Raw genomic sequence first — 19,671 nt, forward strand, 5'->3', positions numbered from 1 at the left:
CTTTCTGTCCCTTCTATTCCGTCTAACACCGCGCATCGCGATGCGCCTGCCCGGACTGACAAACTAAAAATGGTAATGCGCACCCAAACCGACGTATTCCACTTTGTCTTTATAAAACTGGCCGCTGGGCGAATAGCCGTTGAAGTATTCGACCATCAGCTGTAGCTTGCGTCCCAGGACTTTGGAATTGTCGAATTCCACACCGGCTCTCGCCGAAATATCGGTGCTCCAGTTGTTTTGGTCGTAATTCTTGATGTCGGCGGCAATGATCGGGCGCATCGATGCAAAATCCAGACGCCATGGGCTTCTGAACTCGATACCGTATTGCGCGGACCATTTTCGTAATGCGGAAGGTTCTCTATGAAACAAACCGCCACCGCCGCCGTAGATGCGCACGCCATAGGGCAGCTCATACGACAGCTTTAAGTCCACACCTTCGTAACTTAAATTAACCCGCTCGAATGTGGTGTTGACCTTGCGCAGCAAAAACTCGTCTCCCAAATGCGAACTCTGATGATACAAACGGCCGAATGCGGAAAACTGCCCGGTGCGCACACTGGAGTAAATCGAGGCAATAAAATCGGTATTCACCAGGTCGGCTGACGAGGCATCCAGGTTGAAGTCGCTGAACACGCCGGCCTGCAAACCGGCTTCCCATTGCGCCGTGGAATTGCCGATATTGGCCCGATAAAACGGAATGGTTTCGCCAAAGCTGACCGACGCGATATTTCGACCGTCAAAGTTATTACTTTGGTAATTACGATAAGCCGCGGAAAAATGCGCCCAGCGCGGATCGGCCAATAAGGCTTTGAACAAATGCCCGGTCGGCAGCAGTCCGGTCGGTAACACCAAGGTCTCGGCTGTAGTCAGCGTTGTTGGATTTGCATCAAGCGCGGCGGCCTCTTTGGCATTTACCTCAGTGGTTTCGGCTATTTTCACGGCATTAACGCCGGGAATCTCCGCCAAGACTTTACTGGCCTGGGCGCGCTCCGCGCCTGACATCCCGGCAGCGGGCAAGGTAATGACACCATCTTTTACCGTCAACGCCGGCATATCGAGCTTTAAATTATGTTTCATCGCGGCAGCGGCATAGCCGGCGATATAAGCATCATCGGCCGGCGTAGCCTGCGCCATGGGTGCGGACAGCAACAAAAGGCCCGCTAAGCTGCTTAGTGAATAATGCCTCATTGTTTACTCGGCACGCTGGTTTTAACCAACAATTCGTTTTGTACCGACTTCACATGTTCCTGGCTGCTGACCAAGCCAATCGCTTTACCGACCAGTTGTTCGGAATCCACCGTGCCGCGCAAGGTGACTACGCCGTTTACTGTCGTCACGTCAATTGGTACCAGTTTCAAAAAGTCGTCGTTTAGCAAGGCTGTCTTAACTTTGGCGGTAATCACCGAGTCGTCAAAATATTCGCCGGTTGCTTTAGTACTATCCACTACCGCTTCCTTGGCCGCATCAATGCGTTTTTCGGAGTTATTGATGGCTTGATCGATTTGTTTACCGGCTTTTTCCAGAGCATCGTTGGAGGATTCGGCAGCTTTATCGATCGATGCGCCGGCTTGTTCTGCTTTCTGTACTACCGATTCTTTCGCGGCGTCGATTTTTTGCCCGGCCTTTTCGGAGCTTTGTTCGATTTTTTGTCCAGCATTTTCCACGGCTTTATCCACTTTTTGTCCGGCTTTTTCCGCCTGACCTTCCGGCTGGCAAGCAGCCAGCCCTAAAGCGACTGACAAGCAAGCCAGGGCAAATAGTTTGCTGGTGAAGAGTTTATAGAGGTATTCGGAGTGAGGGTTCATGGCTTATTCCTTGGGGATGGGTGTTTACGGAAAACGTGCCGACTCAGCATGCGATAAGGAACATTCGTAAGTAGTTAGCTGATCCGGCGGTTTGAAAGCGAATTTCGATTCTAGGGGCAAAGCCGGGAACAGTCTGTACGCTGGCGAACATTGGCTGGATATGGGCGCTGAAGTGGCCTTAATTGCGGATATTTATAGGTCGTGCCCGCCCGGATTGGCTGCCGGGCGAGGTCTTAACGGTTTTGCGGGATTGACGGCAAAAAGCAGCTGCGCGCCGGGTTAACGACTAGCCTACACAATAAGCCGCCAACTAATCACGTGCAGCAGATTCAGTCTTTTCAACCGGAAATAACTTCTCAAACTCCTCGGCGGTCACCGCTTTCGAGAATAAATAGCCTTGCCCGTAATCGCAACCGGCCTTAATCAGTAAATCGCGTTGCTCTGCCGTTTCCACTCCTTCCGCAATCACTTTCATACCCAGTACGTGCGCCATCGCGATAATCGCTTCACAGAGCGCCATATCGGTGGAGTCGGCTAGCAAATTTGAGACAAACGCTTGGTCTATCTTCAAAAAATCAATGTGATATTTTTTTAAATACGACAACGAGGAATAGCCGGTGCCGAAATCGTCCAAAGACGTCTGCACGCCGGCATCTTTAAACGCTGTCAATTTATCGGCGACGATACTGGAATTATCCAACAATAGTCCTTCGGTAATTTCCACGGCAATACAGCCGCCAGGCAAACCCAATCGGTTTAAGTGTTCAAACCAATCGGCCATTTTGTCGCTATTATTGTGAAACTGTGCCGGAGATTTATTGATACTGATCTGAAACATGGAGTGGTAATTAACGCGCCACTTGGCCACTTGGTTGGCTACTTGATGGAACACCCAGGAACCTATTTCGGTGATCAGACCGCTGTCTTCCGCTATCGGAATAAACTCGGCGGGACTAACCAGCCCCCGCGTGGGATGTTGCCAACGCACCAGCGCCTCGGCTTTTTTGATTTCGCCCGTCGCCAAATCCACAATCGGTTGATAGGCTACCCAGATTTGACTATCGGTCAAGGCATGTCTAAGGTCGTTGGTTAGCCGTAATCTAATCTCGGCAGCCTCCTGCATGGCCGGCGTGAAATAGCAAAAACGGCTGCGGCCCAAGTCTTTGGCGGCATACATGGCCTGATCGGCCTTCTTCAGCAACTCTTCCATCGTCTCCGCATCATCCGGGTATAAGGCAATGCCGATACTGACCGACACATAGCAACGTTCGTTATTGAGTTGAAACGGTGCCGTCATGGTGCGCAACATGGCCTGCGCAACCCGGTCGATGCTGTTCATCTCATGCAGTTCGCTCATGATCAGCGTAAATTCATCGCCGCCGGGTCGCGCCAAGGTGTCGGTGTCGCGAATACAACTCATCAGGCGTTGCGTGGTTTCCTTCAGCAATCTATCCCCGACATCGTGGCCCAAGGTATCGTTGATGTCTTTGAAATGATCCAGATCCATGAACATCAAGGCCAGCTTTTGATGCTCGCGGTGCGATTTGTTAATCGCCCGCCGCAAACGGTCCAGAAACATGCGTCGATTCGCCAAACCGGTCAGCGGATCGATGTTAGCTTGTTGATGAATCAGCTCTTCGGCGCGGCGCTGTTCGGTGATGTCCGACGCCATCGCCACGCGGCGAATTTCCTGGCCATTGTCGGCATACACGGTGCTAATGGACAAACGCCCCAGATATTCCTCGCCATTTTTACGCTGGTTCCAAATCTCGCCGTGCCATTGGCCGGTGCTATTCAGCTGTTTCCACATCTCGATAAAAAAGGCGTCATCCTGGCGGCTGGATTTCAGCAGAGAGGTGGTTTGGCCGATGGCCTCGGCGGGGGAGTACCCGGTAAGCTTGGTAAATGCCGGATTGACGGCAATAATTTTATGATTGGTATCGGCCACCATAATCGCCTCTTCGATAGCCAGATAGACGGTGGCCGCCAGTTGTAATTCTTGCTCGTTATTTTTGCGCTCGCTGATATCAACGATAGCCGCCAGACAAGTTTGTCGGTCGCTGTCGGCAATGGCTTCTATAGTTACCCAAGTCGTATGCCCGCCAGGTTCCAAAACGATTTCGCAATGCTGCGCACCGGGATTGGCAAACACCTTTTCCAGAAATCCATTGAAAACGGCTCGATATTCGCTAGCCACAATATTGGCAAAGTGTCGCCCGGTTATTTTATAGCGCTCGACACCCAGCAGCCGCTCGCCGTTGAAATTGGTCTGCTGGACGCTGCCCTCCTTACTCAGCGTAAAATAAGCCAGCGGGGCGAAATCGAACAGTTCGGCATAACGTAGCAAGGCTTGTTCCGTGCGGGTACGGGCTTCTTGTAAAGCCTCGTTTTGCATCTGTAGCTCGATCTGATGTACTTGCAGCTCATGCACCAGCTTAAGCTGCGGTTCATTGACATTTACCGGCGCGGTCTCCACCAATTGCCGCTCCGCTCGCTGGCGTAATTCTCCGTTACTGTTACTGCCGTCATGGCGTTTTTTCATCGCTGTTCCTTAATTCGGCTTCCAGCTTTTTGGTTTCGGAGATGTCGATGAAAGTAATCACCACACCGTCGATTAAATTATCTTGAGTGCGGTAAGGCATGATGCGCACCTTAAACCACCTATCGTCGCGGGCTCTGACTTGTTTTTCCACAAACACCAGGCTACGCAGCACCTCTTGGGCATCTTGTTGCAGTTCCGGATAGTCCAGATCGGTGACAATGTCGGACAGCGGCCGGCCGACATCGGCAGCGATCACCTTAAATAAATGGCTGATGTGGCTGGTAAAACGGCGGATATTCAGGGTGTTATCCAAGAACACCGTCGCAATTTCCATGCTATTCAGCAGATTGTTCATATCGTTGCTGGCCCGAGACAGGTCGTCGACTTTGACCTGCAACTCGGCATTCACGGTTTGCAGTTCCTCGTTTAACGACTGCATTTCTTCCTTGGAAGTGGTCAACTCCTCGTTGGTGGATTGCAATTCCTCATTGGTCGATTGCAGCTCTTCGTTAGCAGACTTCAGTTCTTCTTGCGAAGTCTGCATTTCTTCGCGCAAACTTTGTAAATCCTCGCGGGCTTGTTGCAGTTCATTTTGCAACGCTTTCTGGGTGGCGCTGGGCGATTTACGGATGGCGCTGCCGGCCGCCGGCGCCGCGACATCGGTAAACACCACAATCAACATGCCGTTTAAGGCCTCGGGTTTAGTGATGGCCTGCACCGTTAGATTCACTATTTGGCTGCCGCCGTTAGTACCGACACTGAGCCCGGCAACATGCACTGCTTCCACTTGGTTACGGGCTTTTTTTAACGCGTTAATCAGTTCGTGTCTTAAGCCTTCGCGGGCCATCGCATGGATGTTCCAATTGGCCTTGCCGGCTGCCGGTTCCAGGTATTTACCGGTGCGACCGCTGATATAAAGAATATCGCCGCCGGCATTAACCAATACCGCCGCCGGCGAAAAATGTTGAAGCAACAACTGATCCGCCAAGGTTTGCAGATTGGCGATGGATGGGGTTTTGTCGGTGTCGTTGGTCATGGGTGCTATAGGAAAAAACTTGGTGGGAAAATCCACATCCAAAGGAAAAGGCGTGCCGATCCGCCGATAAAGTCGAGATTTGTTGTCGATGACACTGAATAAATGCCCGGTGTTGCCCGTGGTTTCGGCGTTGCCGAGCAACAGAACCCCCTGATTGGCCAGCGTGTAATGGAACAGCAAAATCAGTTTTTTCTGCAATTCCTGGCTTAAGTAAATCAATAAATTACGACAGCACAGCAGATCCAGCTTGGTAAACGGCGGGTCCATGATCACGTTGTGCGGCGCAAAGATCACCATCTCGCGAATTTCCTTGTTGATTCGATAACCGCCACCTTCGACGCTAAAGAATTTGCTCAGCCGTTCCGCGGAAATATCTTCGGCTATGTTGGCCGGATAAAGTCCCTGCCGGGCTTTATCTATTGCGTCCTGATCCAGATCGGTGGCGAATATTTGCAGTTTAAACGGCTGCGGCGCTTGGCGTGCCGCCAATGCTTCCTTAAATATAATGGCCAGGGAATAGGCTTCCTCGCCGGTTGAGCAGGCCGCCACCCATGCCCGCAAGGCTTTACCGGCCGGATACTGCGCGAGCAGGGTGGGAATGGCATCGGTCTTCAAAGACTCCCATACCGCCGGATCGCGAAAAAAACTGGTCACGCCGATCAGCAACTCTTTGAACAGCAAATCCAGTTCTTGCGGGTTTTCGCGTAAATAGCGCACATATTTAGCTATCGAGTCGATTTGGTGCAGCCCCATGCGCCGCTCGATACGCCGATAAATGGTGTTTTTTTTATACAGCAAAAAATCGTTGCCGGTGCGCTCGCGCAACAGGATCACGATTTGCTCCAGCGCACTTTGGTTTTTTAAATCCAGGACAACGTCCGGCACGGCATGCAGACCCCGCGGGCTATGCTGCATATAGGCCAGTATTTTTCTCCACAGCTCCGGCGGTGTGGCGACGATGTCCGCCACGCCGGCCTTAATCGCACTGCGCGGCATCGAATCGAATTGCGCAGATTCCGGCGTTTGCACCACCGCCAAACCGGCGTTTTCCTTGATGGCGCGCAAACCCAAGGTGCCATCCGAACCCATGCCGGACAAAACCACGCCGATGGCCCGTTCGTGTTGATCGTCGGCCAAGGCCCGGAAAAACGAATCTATCGGCAATCGCAAGCCTCTTGGTGCCAGAGGTTCCAGCAAATGCAGCTTGCCGTGCAGAATGGACAAATCTTTGTTGGGGGGAATCACATACACCCAGTTCGGCGCAATCTTCATGCGCTCGCCGGCTTGCGTCACAGTCAACGGGGTTACGCGCTGCAGCAATTCCGGCAACATGCCCTGATGATTAGGGTCGAGATGTTGAATCACCACAAACGCCACGCCGCAAGCACGCGGAACATGGGTAAAGAACTGTTCCAAGGCCTCCAAGCCGCCCGCGGACGTGCCTATGGCAATAATCGGTGGCGTACTATCCGAATCAATATCTGACTTGCCGGTATTCTGAATTTTAGGTGCTTGCTTGGCGGCACTAACAACCGTCAACGCATTGGAGCCTAAACTGGCCGGGTTGGTTTTAACCATTTTTCAGCTCACTTTGAGTTAGATTAACGGCAGAGAATTACATTTTGCCATTCCTTAACGTGCATAATTCTTAAGGTTTGCAGAGAGTACATTCACAAGCGTTTAATCCAAAATAAATTGATTACTTATACGTGCTGGCCGCTAAGTGATCTTCTAAAGGTTTGAAAATAGCGCTTCCATAAGTCTAAGTCGGTGCGCTGTCGCACATCGGTTCTTAGTCTGGAGCATTAACGATACACATGGAAAATTTCTCATGACTTGATCTATCCGTGATTTGAGAGCATTTGATGTCGGATCCGGTGCTTATGTCGATTTCGACTCCGCGCAACTATGCAGTGTCATAAGGCATTGTTTGACATAAGATGATCAGCAGAAGTTGGACGTGGTCAATTGATAGGCAACCGAATTACAACTGCCCCGTAGCCCCCCTGCCACCAAGCTTTATGTCGACTCGGTGATTACATGATCTTATCCGGGGCGGATTGATGAGTTTTTTATTGCGGTTTGCCCGCCAACGATCTGCCGGTAACATGAGATTTTTCACAGATTATCGACAGGCAATTCAGTACTCTGTTTTCCAAAGAATACGTGTGGAGGAAGAGTTATGAACGCTATTACTCTTGATAGAAATGCCTTAAACGGCCTTTTTGAAAACCAAAAAAAGCTGGACGATTTGTTTGATTCTATCTTTGACGATGACAATTTTTTTATCAGTAGTGCTCCCGCGCCAGCTCAATCAGCGATTTGTTACCCCGAATCGAAAGTAGAGCATCCGCTAGAGTATGAGCGTAGCAAGGTTATCGAGTCGCTTTACACAATCAAACATCATCCTTTGTTCTTCGTGTTGCCAATTGCACTGGAATTAACTGTATTTTATTGGGTAATGACACATCTGCTGTAACTGATGCGTTTGGGCCGTATAGATCCAGAGTGTTTAAGTCAGTAAGTGAGGCACGCAATTGGTGTAAGGGGCCAAAATTCAAAAACCATTGATTGAAGCCGGCGGCTATCAGTTTAGGTTCTTACTGATATTAATGGCCGAGTTAATTCGGACGATCAAATCTCGGGGCGAAAACGGTTTCGTAATATTATCATTGACGCCGACTTCAAACGCGCGAATCCGATCATTTCTTTCCGCCCGTGCCGTCAGAAGAATAACGGGTAGCGCAGTGAATTTCGGATCGTTTTTTAAGCGCCGCGTCATTTCAATACCACTTATTCCTGGCAACATCCAATCCAGAACCAGCAAATCTACAGACATCTGTGCTAATGATTGCTGCGCCTCTTCGGCCGTTGCAACAGTGGTTACATTCATTCCGGCATTTTCCAGCACCATCAGTAGCATGTCCCTGATGGATTCCTCGTCGTCAACGACAAGAATATTTAAAGTTGGCATGATCTTTCATCGTGAAGTTATTGCAGGTAGCCCAGAGTTTCTGGCTAGAACAATACAAACAAGTTATTGGATAAGGAGGGGCGAATTGATAGGTGTTTACAAAACTATGTTTTGCCACTAATAGTCGCAGAGGGACGTATGTCTGAACCAACGCCGCTGCGATCATGTCAAGCATACGTCTAATATGTGACGGTAATGTGACAATTCTGGCGTGCATTGGCAAACAGCTGAAACCCCCAACCATTAACGATTTGTGAATACGAATAGAACCCGACAATCACCATTACGGACACTAGATCACAGATTACCGGACTATAAAGATGTAATGTCAGCGTTTAAAATCATCAGGAAACGACCATGCCCCTAAAAAAACATATGACCCTAACACAACAGATTAATCACACCTTCTTGGCGCCGAAGGGTTACGACGGCTACCTCAATATGCAATCCCATGATGGTCAAGGGATTTACGATTCATACATTCGCCATAGCAAACACATTGCATCCGGCATCACCCAGCAAAACTTCCAAGTCAGTTTTGTCAGCAAATTCGACAGAGCCATTTGAGTGGCTCCATCCCCGGCTACCGCATTTTATAAAAGCTATTTCTTGATAGATGACATAACCGTCTAATAACTAGAATCTTTCTTAAGACAATTTTAAGAAACGTCCTATAAAGTTAAGCTCTCTCAATTCCCCTACACGGCAGTAATGGACACCACTCCCGCATACTTAGATCACCGATTCAAATCATCTAAGCACAATAAACGGCTGTACGTTGCGATAGATGGATCGATAAAGTCTTGCGTGACGGGGCCCTTGTTAGAGTTGCCCATCGACTTTAAAGAATGGCCTCAGTCGGACACCCGCAACGTCGTCTTGTTTGCCAGCAGAGCCGCCTAATATCGAAGTTTTTTGCGATCACAGGGGGGCCAGAATGTTCGTCCGTAAATGGACAATCGCAATCAGTCGACGCCGGCTTCAACGCGATGACATAGTCAATGTTCGGCGGGTATTCTCAGAATGTCCTGGTAAGAAATCCGGTGTGTTGGCGAATACTGTCAGCATATGCCATTAAATCATTAAATGCCTGAACACAATCTCGGTGATAGGGATGTCTGCTGTTATTTAGCGGATGGGTTCGGTCTTCCGTCAAATCGTTTATCACCCGCTCAATCTCCAAAAGCTCTGTCGGCTTCTTGTAGAAAAATTCGTTCATTTTTGCTGACTCATATTTTCATTTGTTTAAAGCGTTAGCTTACAAATGCCCTATGACATCAATGTGACAAAAAGCTTTCACTGATTTGTTTGTTGGATGCCCGACCATAAATAACAGCAGAAAAGCCTTCGCGATTTACACCCTAAGCGTGCCAGCGCACCGACTTTGACACAAAAAATCTCTAGGCTGAATCCGTATCAGTCATCACTCGGAAAAATTGCCATGAGTAAGTCCCCAAAAAGCAATAAAGAAGACAAGAAAAAACCAGCGCACACTCAGAAAGAAAAGAAGGCTATTAAGAAATCTAAACAAGATACACATAACAGCAGCGGCGGGTTATTGACGGGAAAATAATAACGGTTCCGAATTGTCATTTATGCCGAACCGGTGACTTCTGAAATTATCGTCAGTGGCGACCGCATTAGCCAACCCATTGAAACCTTACGAAACCCAATACCGACCTGGAGACTCCCATAGTCCACCCGTTCGGACAAAAAAAAAGCCCCACATTTTCATGTGAGGCCTTAATTTATTTGGCTCCCCCGGACGGGCTCGAACCGCCGACCTAGTGATTAACAGTCGCTAAAAAGTATGTTACCACGTATTTCTGTATGTTGCAGAATAGTCCTAAATGCCCGATTATATTGAACTTTATACCATCATCCGTTCATGGTTGTTTCAACCTGCAACCTTATGTTGCGGAATTCAAGTGACCATAAAGTGACCACGAAATCATGTTTACTGACAAATCAATCAAAGGGCTTAAGGCAAAACCATCGGCATATAGACTCTATGAAAAAGGGCCTGATAAAGGCTTTGGTGTCAAAGTCACTCCAGCGGGAAGTGTGACCTTTTTTATTCAGTATGCAGGTTCAGATGGTAAACAAAAGTTTACGAGTCTAGGACGATATCCATCGGTTACCTTATCTGAGGCTAGGGATAGATGTCGTGAACTGAGGCGGGATATTGATCGAGGAATTGACCCTCAAGCCCGCATCGAGCTAAGGCATGGCAGCGTAGCTGATTTGTTTGACTACTACATCAAGCACATGGTTGATTCTGGTAAACGAACCTTCGAAAAGGTCGAGGCCGATCTCCATTACAACTGTAAAGATATTTTAGACTTACAAGCCAAAGACGTAACACCAGCCCATATAAGGAAAATACTTTACACAATTATTTCGCGAGGTTCGAATGTTCAGGCTAATCGAATTCGATCTTACTTAAGAAGGGCATTTGAATTAGGGGTTTATCACGATAACGATCCCAAAAACCTATCAAATGATTTTACCTTTCAAATACAAACCAACCCTGTCGATGCAATTCCAAAAGACACAAGTGCCGAAGTAGCTGGAGAAAGAGCGTTATCATTTGCCGAAATCAAAGTGCTTTGGAACGAAACATGCGTTCATGAGCAATTCCATCTAGCTACAAAATTATTACTCCTATATGGCTGCCGTTCTTGGGAGCTCTGTGGTGCAATGAAACATGAGTTTGATTTTGATTCCATGATTTGGAGTGCCCCGCCAGAGCGCGTAAAAAACGAACGCTGGCTGGTATTGCCAATCACTCCATTAGCAAAAAAATTACTTAATGAACTATGGCCGTATTCTGGAAATTCTGAATATCTATTTCCAAGTAGATATAATGAAGAAAAAACGATTCATAAAACATCTTTGGCTCACGCCATAACTCGAATAAGCAGTATAGATACTTTTACACCGAGAGATTTAAGGAGAACAGTAAAAACTCGTATGGGAGAAATTGGCATAGAGAAAAGCATCAGGGATAGGATACAAAATCATGCTTTAAATGATGTAAGTTCAAAACATTATGATAGATATGATTACTTACAGGAAAAACGAAACGCCTTATTAAAATGGGAAACCCACCTAATCGAGTTGACTGCAGATAAAAATACCTTCTGATGATTTTTATTGGATCTAATACAATTTAACCATAATTATTTTTTTATTCAGTTCGATCACTGACCTTTATTCCTTTTTCCCGCCATACTGAAAACTCCAGAGGACGCAATCCAAAACGAATTGCATTTCCCGCATGCAGAGTTTTAAGTTCGTTTTGTATTAAAACAATGAAGCGCTGCTTGTCTTCTGAAGACACTGAATCCGGAATACCTGACATGATCGATGCTTCATCGGTCGCCAGCCCCTCCCGGACAATGGCTCGTATCACTTCAGCCAGTTCGTTTCTATAACGTAATCGAACGATATCCGGCGGTACGAGCTGCTGCTGCACGGCAACGTATTGCTGGCAAGATCGCTCGTAAGCCCAGATGTAGACATCTCTCAACAATTCAATTCGATTCAGCTCATAGACTCCGAGGGCCGCGTCCACGTAAGCCTGTTGAGGCACATCGATAAAGGACAGTGGACAGAGGTTGTGCTGAATCAGCGGGATATTGGCCGCCAACCGCGAAACCCGTTTATTGACGTCTTCGAAGGGTTGCAAGTAGGGCAAATGCACCATTAGGAAAAATGATTGTTCAAACGGATCGTTGATTTCAGCCGCCATAGTCATGACAATCCCGAACAACTCCTCAATCCGTTGCGGCATCGCAATCGGCAAATAAACGCTGCCCCCGATATCGACCGCCCGATTGCGTAGACGCCCACAACTCATCGGGTCCGCCAACAAACCATCCGATAAAAAAGCATGTAAGGCAACAATGGTTTCTGCTGTAACGCCGGCATGCTCAGTATCGCGTACCAAATATTCAATGGCCGACTTGTGATTGAGGATCATCTGGGTTTCCATGACATCCTTACCTTCAGCGGCCTGTCCGAATTCGATCAGACGTTCGGTATCCAGACGGCTATAGGTATTGCCTTCTAATCGGGATGAAGCCCATGATAAATCAATAAGCAAGCGATTCAGAATGTCACGAGCAAATGTGCCTGCCGGGGTTTGTTCAGCCGGCGACCGACCCAAGGCATGCAATTGTTCACGCAACCCGGCCGGTAAATAATAGGTGTTGTTTGGATAGTACTGCCCAAGGAAATCGGGTTGATAGCTGACGGGAGATCGTTGAGTCCTAGGTTGACGAATAAAGGACTTAATCTCTTCGCCTTCCGGCGAAATGGGAATATAGACTTCGTCAACGAATTGCCGGATCGAACCATCAACGACACTAACCGAGTCGACACCCTGACCAGGCTTTGCAATCTTATATTTCAGAGCACGCCCTTCGCCTTTACTAAAAATGCGGCGCTCTGCTACCAATGTGGCCAAACGGCGTTGCAAAGTACGCCCCTTGATTTCAAAGTCTAGCTGTTGCGCAATGTCTTTCACACCTATACCTTCAGGATATTGGGCAATCAACTTCTCGACTCGATCCAGCTCTTCTGTTGGGACTGTTTTTGGCATGATTTGTTTTTTGGTGTCGCGATTTACTTTATTGCGCCACTTAATATGTCACTAAACCAAAAATCGCGCCATAAAAATATTCTTGGTGGTACACATAAACCTCAGCCACCATCTGCTCACCCAAGTCATCACATTCCTTCCGATCATAAGATCAAGCAAGGCCAAACTCAGAGGGTCGGCGAAAAACAGCTAAAAGAGAGGTTTTTCGAACTTATAGAATTTTTGGCAACATCGTAAACTCGCCTCAAGACCAAAACGGCGAGCTGATAATGTTCATTATTCACATAAAAAATCAAGAGTTTAAATCCTCTGGCGTTTCAACCCAACCCGCTATTAAGCATCTTTGGATTGGCATGATCGGTGGCCTTTGCATCATCAGCCAACCAATGGAATCATTGGCTGCTGATTCTATTCAAACGAATGGCAACAGCCAACACACCGCAACATCTAACACCAAATTACAACACACGCTATGGTGGCAAATAGCCCGAAGGCATCGTATTGACCCCTATATTCTGTATGCCGTTGCGCTCACGGAATCGCGAAAAAACGGTGAACAGAATCGTGTCATGCCCTGGCCTTGGGCCATCAATAACGCGGGCAACGCCTTTATTCCTAACAGTCAGCAGGAGGCTGAAACTTTACTTAATGAAATGTTGGATCAGGGCAAGCGTAATATCGACGTCGGCATCATGCAAGTGAATCTGCGATGGCATGGCCACCGAGTTGCGAAACCCGAACAACTCTTGATCCCGAGCACCAATCTCGAAATCGGCGCTAGCCTACTCTCAGAGGCCATCCAATCGGTGCCAGACAATCTCGCTCATGGTATCGGCCGATATTACAGCTGGAAAAACGAGCCTGCAGCCATTCAGTACGGACAAAAAGTGATCGCCTTGGCGAATCAAATCAGAGCGATTCTTTAGCCAATAGAGGATTCCAGAATGGATGAGAATCTATACAAACTCAATCTCGACTACCTCATCGTCGCTCAATCCTTAATTTTTTCCGAAAGTGAACAGAAAGCCATGTTCTGCTTAGGTCTCACGACCGAAGCGGTGTCGTTGCTCAGAAAGATGCCGCTCGAACAATTAAAGATTCTGGCTCGAAGTGATTGCCTAACCTTTGTTCCTCGTTTCAATCCCCACAAATGGAGCAAATTCCTAGACGTCCAAAAAACCGTAGCCCCCGATGCACTCGCCGCAAGGGCTGTCGAGCTCCTGACGCTATTATCCTCCCATTCACCAGAGTCATGAGCAACCATTGCGCTTTTGCTGCTCGACTCAAAGATCAGTATTGGGCCTATCAATTACTGAAACGAAAGTTGCGTACAAAATTGGCCAGCCGGGCCATCAAAACCCTGCGTCCTAAAGACTTGTGTAACCTTTACTTTTCGCTGCACCGCGAAAGCCCAGTGGCGGGACTGGTCCCCAGTATTACGGCAATGCCGCAGTCACGCGAGTCGTTTCTTTACATGGCCCTATTTGCTTCAATCTATCGAAGCGCTTGCTCAGGCGCTATCAGGGCGGAAATCGACCTGAATGCCATGGTATTTGCCTGGGATACTTTTTGCGCATTATATCCAAGCCATATCCAAGAACGCCGACCGTTTGGCCGCATACGGCCAGCAAATTTCGATGAAGCCTGGATTATCGTCGAAGCCCTGAGAGACGGACTCGCTGAATTACCTTACTGTACGACCTGCCATACGCCCTATCTGATCATTCATGGTTGCAAATACCAGCAGGTCTGTCAGATGTGCGTGTTAAACCAAATCTCTAAAACCATAATCAACACCTAGTAGTTGATCCTCGGAGTAAAGTTGTTGTGGCCGTATGGGTGTCGATTCATTGTCCAGGGAGACAATTTTATGCAGCAATTTTCATTTAGAGGATTATAATCCACCTACCCAATCTTCCTATGTAATCAGACTATGAAAACGGTCAATGTCAGCGGTCTAAAGAACAACCCCAGCGAAGCGTTGCGCATGGCTCACGAGGATATGGTCCTGGTTATGAATCGAAACGAACCGGACGCGGTGATGGTCGGCCTCAAAGCCGCCAAAATCATTGGAATGCCGGGCGTGCGTAAAGCCTTGGCAACGGCACTTTTCAAGGACGGTAACCTGTCCCTTGCCCGCTCCGCTAAACTGGCCGATATGCCGTTGGCAAACTTTATTGCGCACGTCTCGCGCCTGGGTATTTCCGTCATCGATCAAACGACTGATGAAGTCAAGGATGATTTGGACACTCTGGACCAGTGGCTCAACCAAGCCTGATCGCGGATGACCAAAAAAGTCATTGTCGATGCCAGTCCATTGATCGGACTGGCGTTGGTGGAGGGTTTAATCTGGCTGCCCCAGTTATTTGGCCAGGTTTTCGTGCCCGAATCGGTTAAACAAGAAGTGTTACCAGGCAAATCGGCACCGGGTGAACAAGCCCTAGCTCACGCATTCGATTCGGGTTGGCTAACGGTATGGCATGAATCCATCACACCTTGTTTAGACATTGATCTGGACGCTGGTGAAACGGATTGCATCAACATCGCGCTATCGTCACCCCAAAATTATTTGCTGATCATGGACGAACGTGCCGGCCGGGCTGTGGCCAAAGAATATCAACTCCAGGTCGTCGGTACTGCCGCCGTCATCGGACAGGCCAAAAAACAAGGTTTGATTTCGTCTGCTCGAGCCGCTTTTGAAATTTTGCACCGATCGGATTTTCGGATTTCGGCTACTGTGATCAACAAAATTTTGGCGAGTGTCGGCGAGTGATCCAGTCGTTATGCAGGCCATTTTTCTTTGCCCTAAAAAATGGCTTTGATTTAAAAACCGACTTGGAACGTTAGTTCATTCGCGGTAGGATTGCCCAACCGCTTAAGCATGGAGAATACAATGTCTTCACAGTCATCACTCTCAGATCGGTTCAAACGGCCCAGCCAATCGGTTCAAACTCGATCAAATCACTCAATGTTTAAGGGCCATCATGCAACTGTCGATTGTCCCGAATGCCATCGAATCATGGTGCCGCGCGTCATTACCTATTACGGGCAACCAACAAAATCGATTTGTCCATTTTGTGGTGCAATGTTTGCGCGGTTTCCGAGTGAATTACAGAAGTTTTTGCAGCGTTTTCATACCCGCACATTAACTACAAAGCACTTTAATTTTTTTAGCTTGGCAGCTGGATTATTTGGATTAACATTCATGGGCAGTTCAAAAGACATGCTGCCTGAAACACTTTCTACATTTGCCCTTTTTGGTTTTGTTACTTTTACTGTTCTAGCATTAGCAGAATTAGTTTTTCAGTGTATTGAACAATTGGCAAATCGTCTTTCCCATGAAAGTAATTACTATTGGGCTACCTTAGTGCTTGTAGCCTGGGTACTGGGGAGCATTAACAATGAACTTACCGTACCAATTATCATGCTCTCATTTGCCATGATTCTGCGAGGGCTTATTGTTGGTTTTGGACAAATTCTTCGCAACAAATAATTCATGGTTCTTAATAATTAATTAGTCCTCTAGCTCGATTAAAGCTACTAATCTGATCTATGAGATCCATGCGATTTTGGCCGGCTGCACTCATCAATAACTTTGAAATATTGTTGCCATCAATGTCTCCTTCCTCTTTGATCAATTGTTGTTTTGCTGCGGCCAAATTTCCGCTATATCCTCCACCAACTGATATTCCAGCGAATGCTTCAAACATTGCTGCTCGGTAATATGATTTTTGACTTGGCGTTAATTTGTCACCGATTTCATTAATTCTTTGGTCTGCCCAAGCCTGGGTAGTTTGAATAAAACCGGAGTAAGATTTAGAGGCTCCGTATTTTACCGAATCCCAAAAGCTTGCTCCGTTCGAGTAAGCTTCCGTAGTATTTGAAGTAAATTCTTTAATGCTTTCAGCACCAGAAGAACCCACGGCTTCGATATTCTTGGCGGTATTATAAATACTCCCTCCCAGGTAATCGTATGTTGCCTCTGCGGCCGAAGGCGTGTCATTAGCCGCAGCCGCAATGGATTGCCTGAAATGCTCCGCTTTGACGTTTGCCAATTGCCCAAAGCCTTCGCTTGAATATTGTTCACGCTCAGCCAAATTACGATCATGCTGCGCTTCGATACGGGCTTCGCCGCCGGCAATTTTCCCCGTCGCTGAACGAATCTGTGCCTGAGCATGCTGATTTAGCGATTCGGTTTCAGCGCGTGGGTCTTTAATCTGAGCCTGTTCGACAATAGTCTGAACCTTGCCAGTTTCCGGAGCATTGGCCTTCAGCGATTCGTTCTGGCTGGCATTCCAGCTTTGATCGGGCTGCGGCGCATTAAAAGTGTCGCCCAAGAGTTGATAACCCGAGATTTGCGCCTGGTGCGATTGTTGATTATCCAGAGTGCGGTAACTGGGTGACGAAAAACCGGTCAATAACGACATGCCAGCAGCGGCATAGGCTTGATCGGCATCGCTGATCCAACCGGCGGCTTTCCACTGCGAGGCTAGCCGCTGCGTATCGCCGCGCAAGCCATATTGGTCTAGTGTACGATCCAGGCGTTCCATCAAGCCGGGATCATGCGCAATTTTGTAACCCGTTTCCGCCGCGCCGAAGCTGGCTTGCGTTCCGAAGCGTTGTTGGGCTGATAGCGTTTGTTGATAGGATTCGCTGGCCGATACGGCATCGGTTGCGCTGTGTTGCAATGAGGACAACGATTGACTTTGCAGTCCCATTGAGGCGACGTTTCGGGTGCCGGTTTGTGCATCCATCGCCAGGCTTTTGGCTAAGCCGGCTTGGTAGCCTTGGCTGTCGTTGACCGTTTGGCTGATGTCCGCGGCAATCGCATCGGACTTGTCCTGACTGACTTTGAAATCGTTCTGCAAGCGGCCAGATATTGCGCCGCTGAGTTGGTCGCTTCCCAGCTTGGCCCCGGCATTGGCACTGCCGGCCACCAACGCTGAGAACTGATCAGCGGAAATTCCGGTATCGGCGTGTTTCTTGGCGAAGGCTTCACCGAACTGACGGTTATAAGCATCGGTATAACTGGAACTGCTGGCAATCTGATTGCCCAACGAACGGCTGTCAAAGGCATCGCTGCTGATGCTGGCCGATTTCATCGCCGTTGACGACACACTGTGCATGAAGCTACTGCTCGCCTGTTCCGAAGCGCTGTAAGCTGATGAAACCGCCGCACTCATGTCTTTTCCGGCCGTGAAGGTCGGCAGCACTTTGTCGACACCGGTTTGGGTAACCGCAGACAACGGACTGTATTGATGTTGCGCCTGGGCATTCAAGACCGGCGCCGGACTGATCACATCGGGCGTGGCAATTCTTTCGTTAATGGTGTCGCCGCCATCCATCCGTCCCAGAAAATGCGTGGCGGTTACCGCTCCACGATAGATCAGCATCAAGGTGATCGCCGGCGTCGACGCCGCCAACATACCGCCAATCGACAACCATTGCTGTAACTCCATGTCCAGTTGGTAAATCCCCATCATCGACGGTAGATTGTAGGTGGCCGTAGTAAGTGCCGCCATTTTGCCGGCGGCCGACATCTGGATGAACAGATTGATCACCGCTAGTATTGGCATCCACAACTGGATCCACAGCAGCATCGAGAAATAACCGATATTCATCCGAATCCCGACATTGCCCAGCATCACCACGAAGGCCATGATCGGCGCGATGGCATAGCTCAATCCCTCGATGAAGGCCATCATGGGCCGGACGATCTTGGCAAACAAGGTTTGCTCCGCTGCCCATTGAGTATTGCGTTGCTGAATGGCTTGCTCGACCATCGCCGCCTTGTTCCAGTGCAAGCCGTCTTCATGCCGACCGATGACGCCTTTTTCGAACATCGGCATGATCGCCGACATCAGCATGTAATCGGCGGCATCGACCACACCGGCACCGGCCAGCGCATCGAAGGCCTCCTGGATTTTTGGTACCGTGTCTGTTGCCGCTGGTAGGCCTAAGGTCGGTTGCAACAACCCTTCCAGCGCCGTCGTGAAATTACCGGTGGCCACCACGCTCAAATCCGTCCAGGCATCGGTACAGGTTTTGGTTTGCGGTTGGCCGCCGACATAGATTTGGGTCATGTAGATGTCGGAATCGAAGCGAATGGCATTCAGGGGATCCGCATCGCGTAAGATGGCGTCCACCGATTTCAGGTTTAGATCGACACCGGTCAAGGTACATTCCCGCACGTAATTGGCAAACGAGGTTTCCATGTCGCTGCCGGCATTGGGCACATTGGCGGCGCCTAGATTCACCCGTGATAATAGATTCTTCCGTACCGCCGTCAAAGTCTGCAAACTGTCGGCAAAACCATTGCCGGTCATCGACGGCGTGCCAAAGCCCTGTTCGAACAAACGTGTGGTCCGATAACCCATGTTCGACATCACACTACCCACCACCGCTGGTCCCAACGGTACGTTGTCGACCACTACCACGCTGCCGGTATAGGCATCCTCGATCGACACCCGCACCGACGGCGCATACAACATCAACCACAACACATAGGCCAACAATAAATCCTGATAACGAATGCCGCGGCCATCCCATTGCAACAAAGCCCGGAGCATGACGATGATGATGCCGATCAAACCACCCACGGCTGCGGCGGTGCGGTAATCGCCGGTACCGGAAATCATAGCGATCGCATTCAGGACGGCTTGCAAATAGGCGGAATCGCCCACGGAGAAGATTTCAAACATGGGCAAC

17 protein-coding genes are annotated in these 19,671 nt (G+C 48.8%); 10 read left to right on the forward strand and 7 right to left on the reverse strand.

Annotated elements, in window-relative coordinates:
• Positions 1 to 63 precede the first annotated feature (63 nt).
• The 4 genes from METH11B_RS0108765 to METH11B_RS0108785 form a co-directional block, all read right to left on the reverse strand.
• A complete protein-coding gene (locus METH11B_RS0108765; protein WP_026601707.1) occupies positions 64 to 1,188 on the reverse strand; it encodes a DUF1207 domain-containing protein in 1,125 nt (374 codons plus the stop codon).
• Complete coding sequence (locus METH11B_RS0108770) at positions 1,185 to 1,805, reverse strand: BON domain-containing protein (RefSeq protein WP_026601708.1); 621 nt, start codon at positions 1,803 to 1,805, stop codon at positions 1,185 to 1,187. Before METH11B_RS0108770 ends, METH11B_RS0108765 begins: the two co-directional genes overlap by 4 nt.
• Before the next feature lie 310 nt (positions 1,806 to 2,115).
• Positions 2,116 to 4,347 (reverse strand): sensor domain-containing protein, encoded by a 2,232-nt coding sequence (locus METH11B_RS0108780; protein ID WP_026601710.1) that lies wholly within the window; start codon positions 4,345 to 4,347, stop codon positions 2,116 to 2,118.
• A complete protein-coding gene (locus METH11B_RS0108785) occupies positions 4,331 to 6,961 on the reverse strand; it encodes a chemotaxis protein CheB (RefSeq protein WP_026601711.1) in 2,631 nt (876 codons plus the stop codon). The genes METH11B_RS0108780 and METH11B_RS0108785 overlap by 17 nt, the downstream gene beginning before the upstream one ends.
• Positions 6,962 to 7,565: 604 nt before the next feature.
• Here METH11B_RS0108785 and METH11B_RS0108790 point away from each other — a divergent pair.
• Positions 7,566 to 7,862: a hypothetical protein gene (locus METH11B_RS0108790; protein ID WP_026601712.1), complete on the forward strand. Its 297-nt coding sequence runs from the start codon at positions 7,566 to 7,568 to the stop codon at positions 7,860 to 7,862.
• Positions 7,863 to 7,970: 108 nt separating this feature from the next.
• Here METH11B_RS0108790 and METH11B_RS0108795 read toward each other — a convergent pair whose 3' ends face one another.
• Positions 7,971 to 8,357 (reverse strand): response regulator, encoded by a 387-nt coding sequence (locus METH11B_RS0108795; RefSeq protein WP_026601713.1) that lies wholly within the window; start codon positions 8,355 to 8,357, stop codon positions 7,971 to 7,973.
• A 357-nt stretch (positions 8,358 to 8,714) separates the two neighbouring features.
• Here METH11B_RS0108795 and METH11B_RS0108800 point away from each other — a divergent pair, with 357 nt between their 5' ends.
• The 3 genes from METH11B_RS0108800 to METH11B_RS0108810 all read left to right on the forward strand — a co-directional run bounded on the left by METH11B_RS0108800 (position 8,715) and on the right by METH11B_RS0108810 (position 11,504).
• Positions 8,715 to 8,924: a hypothetical protein gene (locus METH11B_RS0108800; RefSeq protein ID WP_026601714.1), complete on the forward strand. Its 210-nt coding sequence runs from the start codon at positions 8,715 to 8,717 to the stop codon at positions 8,922 to 8,924.
• 874 nt (positions 8,925 to 9,798) lie between these two features.
• The gene (locus tag METH11B_RS29965) at positions 9,799 to 9,930 is read left to right on the forward strand and encodes a hypothetical protein (RefSeq protein ID WP_269319471.1); all 132 of its coding nucleotides are present in this window, start codon (positions 9,799 to 9,801) and stop codon (positions 9,928 to 9,930) included.
• A gap of 380 nt (positions 9,931 to 10,310) precedes the next feature.
• Positions 10,311 to 11,504: a tyrosine-type recombinase/integrase gene (locus METH11B_RS0108810; protein ID WP_026601715.1), complete on the forward strand. Its 1,194-nt coding sequence runs from the start codon at positions 10,311 to 10,313 to the stop codon at positions 11,502 to 11,504.
• A gap of 43 nt (positions 11,505 to 11,547) precedes the next feature.
• Here METH11B_RS0108810 and METH11B_RS0108815 read toward each other — a convergent pair whose 3' ends face one another.
• A complete protein-coding gene (locus METH11B_RS0108815) occupies positions 11,548 to 12,963 on the reverse strand; it encodes a Fic family protein (RefSeq protein WP_026601716.1) in 1,416 nt (471 codons plus the stop codon).
• 269 nt (positions 12,964 to 13,232) lie between these two features.
• On the opposite strand from METH11B_RS0108815, the gene METH11B_RS0108820 reads away from it, so the two are divergent.
• The 6 genes from METH11B_RS0108820 to METH11B_RS26515 all read left to right on the forward strand — a co-directional run bounded on the left by METH11B_RS0108820 (position 13,233) and on the right by METH11B_RS26515 (position 16,456).
• Complete coding sequence (locus METH11B_RS0108820) at positions 13,233 to 13,889, forward strand: transglycosylase SLT domain-containing protein (protein ID WP_026601717.1); 657 nt, start codon at positions 13,233 to 13,235, stop codon at positions 13,887 to 13,889.
• 18 nt (positions 13,890 to 13,907) lie between these two features.
• Positions 13,908 to 14,219 (forward strand): flagellar transcriptional regulator FlhD, encoded by a 312-nt coding sequence (locus tag METH11B_RS0108825; protein ID WP_026601718.1) that lies wholly within the window; start codon positions 13,908 to 13,910, stop codon positions 14,217 to 14,219.
• Complete coding sequence (locus METH11B_RS0108830; RefSeq protein ID WP_026601719.1) at positions 14,216 to 14,764, forward strand: FlhC family transcriptional regulator; 549 nt, start codon at positions 14,216 to 14,218, stop codon at positions 14,762 to 14,764. The genes METH11B_RS0108825 and METH11B_RS0108830 overlap by 4 nt, the downstream gene beginning before the upstream one ends.
• A gap of 132 nt (positions 14,765 to 14,896) precedes the next feature.
• A complete protein-coding gene (locus METH11B_RS0108835; protein WP_026601720.1) occupies positions 14,897 to 15,241 on the forward strand; it encodes a UPF0175 family protein in 345 nt (114 codons plus the stop codon).
• Positions 15,242 to 15,247: 6 nt separating this feature from the next.
• Positions 15,248 to 15,736: a DUF3368 domain-containing protein gene (locus METH11B_RS0108840; protein WP_026601721.1), complete on the forward strand. Its 489-nt coding sequence runs from the start codon at positions 15,248 to 15,250 to the stop codon at positions 15,734 to 15,736.
• A 120-nt stretch (positions 15,737 to 15,856) separates the two neighbouring features.
• Positions 15,857 to 16,456, forward strand: a complete 600-nt coding sequence (locus METH11B_RS26515; RefSeq protein WP_033157928.1) for a hypothetical protein — start codon at positions 15,857 to 15,859, stop codon at positions 16,454 to 16,456.
• A 10-nt stretch (positions 16,457 to 16,466) separates the two neighbouring features.
• On the opposite strand, the gene METH11B_RS0108850 is transcribed toward METH11B_RS26515, so the two are convergent.
• Positions 16,467 to 19,664, reverse strand: coding sequence for a conjugal transfer protein TraG N-terminal domain-containing protein (locus METH11B_RS0108850; protein ID WP_026601723.1), 3,198 nt, complete (start codon positions 19,662 to 19,664; stop codon positions 16,467 to 16,469).
• Positions 19,665 to 19,671: the final 7 nt, after the last annotated feature.

It is taken from the genome of Methylomonas sp. 11b (genome assembly GCF_000515215.1).
Taxonomy (GTDB): Bacteria; Pseudomonadota; Gammaproteobacteria; order Methylococcales; family Methylomonadaceae; genus Methylomonas.